The organism is Rhodococcus sp. EPR-147 (assembly GCF_001647185.1).
In the GTDB taxonomy this organism is placed as follows: domain Bacteria; phylum Actinomycetota; class Actinomycetes; order Mycobacteriales; family Mycobacteriaceae; genus Rhodococcoides.
Genome location: NZ_LVCU01000147.1, coordinates 21,897 through 27,963 on the forward strand (window position 1 = coordinate 21,897; position 6,067 = coordinate 27,963).

7 protein-coding genes and 1 tRNA gene are annotated in these 6,067 nt (G+C 65.7%); 2 read left to right on the forward strand and 6 right to left on the reverse strand.

Features of this window, described 5'->3' with window-relative positions; translation table 11 throughout:
• Positions 1-18: 18 nt before the first annotated feature.
• Positions 19-1,359, reverse strand: coding sequence for an ABC1 kinase family protein (locus tag A2J02_RS07180; RefSeq protein ID WP_068048606.1), 1,341 nt, complete (start codon positions 1,357-1,359; stop codon positions 19-21).
• On the reverse strand, positions 1,356-1,919 hold the full coding sequence (locus A2J02_RS07185; RefSeq protein WP_179276486.1) for a TetR/AcrR family transcriptional regulator: 564 nt from the start codon (positions 1,917-1,919) through the stop codon (positions 1,356-1,358). The genes A2J02_RS07180 and A2J02_RS07185 overlap by 4 nt, the downstream gene beginning before the upstream one ends.
• A gap of 65 nt (positions 1,920-1,984) precedes the next feature.
• Here A2J02_RS07185 and A2J02_RS07190 point away from each other — a divergent pair, with 65 nt between their 5' ends.
• On the forward strand, positions 1,985-2,602 hold the full coding sequence (locus A2J02_RS07190) for a DUF998 domain-containing protein (RefSeq protein WP_068048609.1): 618 nt from the start codon (positions 1,985-1,987) through the stop codon (positions 2,600-2,602).
• Here the strand turns inward: A2J02_RS07190 and A2J02_RS07195 are convergent.
• Positions 2,585-3,364 carry an enoyl-CoA hydratase/isomerase family protein gene (locus A2J02_RS07195; protein WP_068048612.1) on the reverse strand — a complete coding sequence of 260 codons (780 nt, stop codon included), beginning with the start codon at positions 3,362-3,364 and terminating at the stop codon, positions 2,585-2,587. The genes A2J02_RS07190 and A2J02_RS07195 overlap by 18 nt on opposite strands.
• 77 nt (positions 3,365-3,441) lie before the next feature.
• Here A2J02_RS07195 and A2J02_RS07200 point away from each other — a divergent pair.
• Positions 3,442-3,515 (forward strand) — tRNA-Met (locus A2J02_RS07200).
• A gap of 55 nt (positions 3,516-3,570) precedes the next feature.
• Here A2J02_RS07200 and A2J02_RS07205 read toward each other — a convergent pair.
• The 3 genes from A2J02_RS07205 to A2J02_RS07215 all read right to left on the reverse strand — a co-directional run.
• Positions 3,571-4,209, reverse strand: a complete 639-nt coding sequence (locus A2J02_RS07205; RefSeq protein ID WP_068048615.1) for an LON peptidase substrate-binding domain-containing protein — start codon at positions 4,207-4,209, stop codon at positions 3,571-3,573.
• Entirely contained in the window at positions 4,206-5,120 is a 915-nt protein-coding gene (locus tag A2J02_RS07210) for an alpha/beta fold hydrolase (RefSeq protein WP_068048623.1), read from the reverse strand. The genes A2J02_RS07205 and A2J02_RS07210 overlap by 4 nt, the downstream gene beginning before the upstream one ends.
• 99 nt (positions 5,121-5,219) lie before the next feature.
• Positions 5,220-6,067: thioesterase domain-containing protein (locus A2J02_RS07215; protein ID WP_156516130.1), on the reverse strand; the 848-nt coding region annotated here is incomplete at its 5' end.

Here is a 6,067-nt window from a genome sequence, read left to right on the forward strand (position 1 = left end):
CTGGGTCGAGCTGCCGGGTCACTCCGGCAGTTCGACGCCTCGCGCCTCGGCCAGTGCCGCGATCTCGGCGGGAAAGACGTTCTTGAACACGAACGGATCGGTACCCAGGGCCCAGTTCGGTGCCAGTTCGATGGCGTATCTCTCGAAGTAGCCGAGTTGCTTGGCCACCAGGATCAATTCTTCCGGGCTCGACGTCTTGTACTGCTTGCCCATGTTCACCAGCGCTCGAATGAAGTCGGCCAGGCTGAAGTGCGCGAGCGTTGCCGAGAGCATCGGAGCGAACACCGACTGCAGGATCGCCCCGACCTCGGCGTCCGAACCCATCTGCGGCGCAACGATTCCCAGCCGCTTGACGGTACCGGCCAGTCGGGTGAAGTCGCCGTCGATCACGGTGGCGTGAAACAGATCGAGCAGCAGTGCGCGCCACTGCTCGTCCACCTCGCCCATGACTCCGAAGTCGAGGAACGCCACCCTGCCGTCGTCGAGTACCCACACGTTGCCCGCATGCACGTCGCCGTGGAAGAGACCATGCAGCACAAGGGCTTCCATCCAGACCTTGGCGGCGCGGCGGACGATGAGCTCGGACTGCTCTCCCGGCTCGTAGCGGTCGAGGGGAGAACCGTGCATGCGTTCCATGCAGATGACGCGGCCGCCGCAGTAGTCCAGGAACACCTCGGGCGCGGTGACGTGGGCGTTGTCGCCGAACGCGCCGATGGCCGCGCGAAAGCTGGCCTGTCGCTTGGCTTCCACGGCGCTGTCGAGTTCGGCGAAGGTGGCGGCGTGCAGGTCGACGATGATCGCCGACGCGTTGGCCGTGGCGAAGAACGGAATGAACTTCTCGAGTCCGCGGGCGATGAGGTACGCGATACGCAGGTCGATCTTCATGCGGTGGTAGATGCCTCGCCGCTGTACCTTCATGACCACTTCACGGCCGTCGTCACGGCGCACGCACAGATGCACCTGAGCGACCGAGGCGGACGAGAGCGGCACGTCGTCGAACGAGGAGAACAGGTCGTCGATTCCGCGGCCCAGATCGGCCTCGATCACCGCTCGCGCATGCGACCCGGGAAACGGTGGCACCTCGTCGAGGCAGCGCAGGCAGGTGTCGGCGAGGACCTTGGGGAACAGCCCGGGCGAGGATCCCATCAGCTGCCCGACCTTGACGAAGGTGGGGCCGAGAACGAAGAAGGCGTCGACGACGGCCTCCGAGGCGTGCAGCGGCCACCCGCGCCGTGGCGCGCGCACCCAGCGGCCGACCGCGACGATCTGGAAGTACGCCAATACCGTGCCGATGACGATGAGTCGCAGCAGTTCTCGTATTCCGAACGTCTTCAGCTGGGGTGCGGGCTTGGGATTCATACGTGCACCCCCACCGGCACGCGCGCCGCCGAGGCTTCCAGGCGCGCCAACAATCGATCGAACCGCGTCGCATCGTCCGAGGCGCGTGAGAGCACCAGTGCGCCCTGAATTCCGGCCACGATCTCCTCGGCCAGTTCGGCTGCCGATTCGCCGTGTCCCAGGCGACTCAGTACCGGGGTGAGCGCGTCGATCCAGTGGGTGAAATGGGCTGCGACGCGTCCAGAGAACACAGCACGTTCGAGACCGAGTGTGAATGCGCCGAACAGGCACACCAGACGATTGGACCGGAAGTATCGCGCGGTCTGCTCGAACATCTCATGCGTCGTCGACGCGGGATCGGTGCCCTGTCGCAACGGCTCGAACACGTTGTGGTGGAACCACAGCTCCACGTCGTCGAGGACGGCTTCGGCCATCTCCTGCTTTCCGCGCGGAAAGTAGTGGTAGAGACTGCCTTTCCCCAGGCCGGTCTGTTTGCTGATGACCGCGAGGGAGGAACCGTCGAACCCATGGTCGCGGAACACCCCTGCGAGTATCGGCACCACGTCGTGGCGATCGCTCATGAGCCGGTACTGTACCAATCGGTACACGCCAGGTGTATCGGGGCTCCGGGAGTGGACGTGCAGCTGTGAAGAGAACGACCGTCCTGGCCGCCGGGGCTTTCCTCGTCGGTGGGGTGACCTATCTGGCCGCCGAAGCCGTCGCCGCACTCGGTTGGACGGACCGGCCGTACAGCTACGCCCGCAACAACATCAGCGATCTCGGCATCCCCGACATCTCGCCGCTGCACGCGGTGATGAACACCGGCTTCGTTGTCGACGGCACGTTGTTCGTCCTGGCCGGGCTGGGACTGTCGGTGCTCTTCGAAGGCCGGGCGCGGTGGATCGTCGCCGGCACCTCCGTTGTGCACGGTGTCGGCAGCATCGTCGTCGGGCTCGCCCACGCCTCGGTGGACGGGGCTTCGACGCCCCATGCGGTGGGTGCAGGCATGGCGATCGTCGGCGGCAACCTGGTGTTGCTGGCGGCAGGACGGTACGGCGGCCGCGTCGGCGCGCCGCGCTGGTACACCGTGGGCAGTGCGACTGCCGGCGTGGCCGGTCTGGTTGGGCTGACCCTGTTTCTCGCCGACACCGGAATCCTCGGCGGCGGAACCTTCGAGCGCATCTCGGTCTACACCATCATCGGATGGGAGATCGTCACCGGCGCAACGATTCTGGTCAAGCGCCGCCTACCCGAACTCGGGTGACTCCTTGGCGAGAAAGGCGCGCACGCCCTCCCTGCCGTCCGCCGACTCGAACGCCTCCTCGAACACCGGCAATGCCCGTTGCGCCGGTAGGCCGGGGGACTCGCCGAACGTGAGAGCGAGGGCACGCTTGTTCGCTCGAACGGCAGAGCGGGACTTGTGCGCCAGCGCCTGCGCCAAGCCCAGTGCCACCGACAACGTCTGTCCGCGTGGAGCGACCCGATTGATCAGACCCCACTCCAGTGCAGTCTCGGCCGAGATCGGCTCGCCGAGTAACACCAGTTCGGCGGCGCGCGCCTGACCCACCCGCCGCAGCGCGCGCATCGATCCGCCGCTGCTGGGGATCACACCGAGGTCGATTTCCGGGAGTCCGAGTCGAGCCCCTGCGTCGGCGACGACGAGGTCGCAGCACAGCGCCAGCTCGAGGCCGCCGCCCAACGCGAATCCGTCTATTGCCGCGACCGTCGGCAGCGGCAGATCGTCGAGCATCTCGAGGGTGGCGTTCTCGAGAATGCTCTTGCGGGCGAGCACGTCACCGTGGTCCTGCATCTCGGGCATCTCGGAAATGTCCGAGCCGGCGCTGAACACCCGGTCGCCGGTGAGAACGACCGCCCGAATCGCGGCGTCGTCGGCCAATTCGAGAAGCACGGCGCGCAGTCGCCGCGTCGCCGGACGGGTCAGCGCGTTGACCGGCGGGTTGCTCAGCGTGATCTGCGCGACGGCGGCGTGCGGGAAGGTCAGGACTGGAGACAGCGCAATGGGCATACCTGAACGGTAGAGCGTGCGGCTGACCTGGCGATTGGGAGACTGCCGAGATGGCATGTAGCGTGGTGAACACCCGACGCGGGGTGGAGCAGCTCGGTAGCTCGCTGGGCTCATAACCCAGAGGTCGCAGGTTCAAATCCTGTCCCCGCTACTACACATGTCAGGCCCGACATCGATGATGTCGGGCCTGACGTGTTTCGTAGGTATCAGGGTTGCAGTCTGAACTGCACCACCGCCGTGACATTCTCGATGGCGTCGTCGAGTGCGGTCTTGCGCGCTCTGGCGTTGGGTGCAGACAGGATGTCGAGTCGATCGGACTGACCCATCGGAATCAGAGCTGTCAGCGACCAGATCTTCTCGGCGGCCGAAATCGGCAGGCCCAGGAAGTCCGGAACACCGGGTGTGGAAACGACTTCCGTCGATTCGAGTCGACCGATCAGCTCGTAGAGATCCTCGATCCGCGCCCAAGTGGCGTCGAACTCGGTGTCGGCGATCACCGCATCGGTCTCTTCGTCCGGCCACGCTCGAACGTCGGCCTGTGGGTACGGATCGTCCGGCAGCCAGGCGTCGATCCTGATCCGTTCGCCGCCGACGCAGTCGAGCAGATATCTGCCGTCGCCGATGGACTCATGACCGATGATGTGTGCGGTCGTGGCCACATCGTGCCGGACGTCGCCGCCACCGGCCTCGTGCCCACGTGCGATGAGGACCACACCGAAGCTCGGATCGTCCTGCTTCAGGCAGTCGTGGACCAGAGCTCGGTAGCGCGGCTCGAAGATGTGTAGTGGTAGGCGTTCACCGGGGAGCAGCACGCTGCCGAGCGGGAACATCGGGGTCACGCTCACGGGTGCTGCAACGGAACAGCCGCCGGGGTGATGGCCGCGGGCGCGCTCTTGTCGGACTCGTTTGCGTCGAGGAACTCGTCGAGCAAGCGGAAGAAGAAGTCCGGCTCGTCGAGCTGGGGGAAATGGCCGGCGTCGGGAAAGATCTCGACGCGACTGTTGGGAACCTCACGTCGGATGTTGTCGGCGTGCTTGGCGGGAATCATCCGGTCCTTGCCGCCCCAGACGAGCAGCGACGGAATGGACTCGAACTTCTCGAAATGTTGCTTCGCGCTCACGGTCTGCCCACGCGGGCCCACCACGGCTCGCGTCGACGCCAGAAAGGCCCCGCGGGTGGAGCGGTCGGCAACCGACCGGAACGACCGCCAGGTCTCGGCCATGCTGGGACCTGGCTTGACCGGCAGACCCCATTTGCCCAACTGCGCCAGCGCGCCCTCTGCGTTCTTGCGGAACCAGTCCGATGCGAGCAGCGGCAGAACCAGCTCACTGCCGGGCAGCGTCGCAGCCTTGAGGAGCAGGCTCACCTCGGGACCGAGTCCGCCGCTGCTGACCAACGCCAGGCGATCGACGCGTTCGGGAAAGAGGTACGTCAGCTGCATGACGATGCCCCCGCCGAGCGAGTGACCGACCATCGGGGCGGAGTCGATGTTCAGGTGATCCATGAGATCGCGAATGGTGGCCGAGTGCGAACTGAGCGAGTAGTCGCCGGACGGCTTGTCGGAGTCTCCGTGCCCGAACAGGTCAGGAGCGATGACGCGATACTTCTGCGACAGACGCTCGAGTTGCGGGCCCCAGGACTGATGCGATCCGAGGAGTCCGTGCACCAGAATCACGGGTGGGCCCTCGCCCATGTCCACGTATCGCAGGACGTCCTTGTGTAGTTCCACCGACTGCAATTCGTACGATGAACTCATGGTCGACCTCCTCGTCGTGTGATGCCCGGATCGGCGCGTGGCTCGGTGAGCCGTTGGCACAAACGTACAAGCTGAGCCCACCCAACGACAGACCGTCGATCAGTGTGCGAGGCCCGCATCGTCGAAGGTGTTCGCGATCGTCTCGGCCAAGTGCTCGGCCATCGGTTCACGCAGCATGTCGACGTGATCTCCGGAGATGTCGACGAAGGTCAGCTCACCACGGCCGACCGTCTGCCACGACCTGAGATCTTTCACGTTCTCCGCTGTGCGAACCACGGTCATCGACCCCGACCACGGTGTCGGCACGTGCTTGTTCAACGCCACGTACCCGATGCTTGCGAAAACCAACCATTCCATCGTCGTCGGGTACCGCAGCAGCCCGGCGAATTGCATCCGTAACCAGAGGGCAGCGGTGCCGACGCGGCCTAGGTGGAAGCCCGCCTCTTCACGCGTCTGCGCCGGCGGCGCAGCCGGAACCTCGGTACCGCCGGGCAACCTGTCCAGCAGATGCCGAAACAGCCGTGTGTCGAGGAGCAACAGGTGGGGAGACCCGAGGCCGGAGTCTCGGATCTCCTCTGCCATCGCGATGGCAATCCAGCCGCCGAGCGAGTGGCCGACCAGATGGAACGGGCCCTCGGGCTGGACTGTGCGAACAGCGTCGACGTAGCGTTTCGCGGTTCGCCGAATCGTCCGGTCCGGCCGTCCTCGCTTGCCGCGGCCGTGCGCCTGCAGGGCATACACCGGCCGGTCGGCGTCGATGTGCTTGACGAGATTCAGAAATGCCATCGCGCCGACGCCTGCACCGCCGATCAGGAAGATCGGTGCCTTGCTTCCCTCTGTGCGCAGCGGCACGAGCACGTCGTGTTCGCCTGCCGTGCGTCGACGCGCAGTTGCCGCGTCTTCGAGGCGGGCGTCGACTGTCACGGCCAACTCTCGAACAGTGGTCG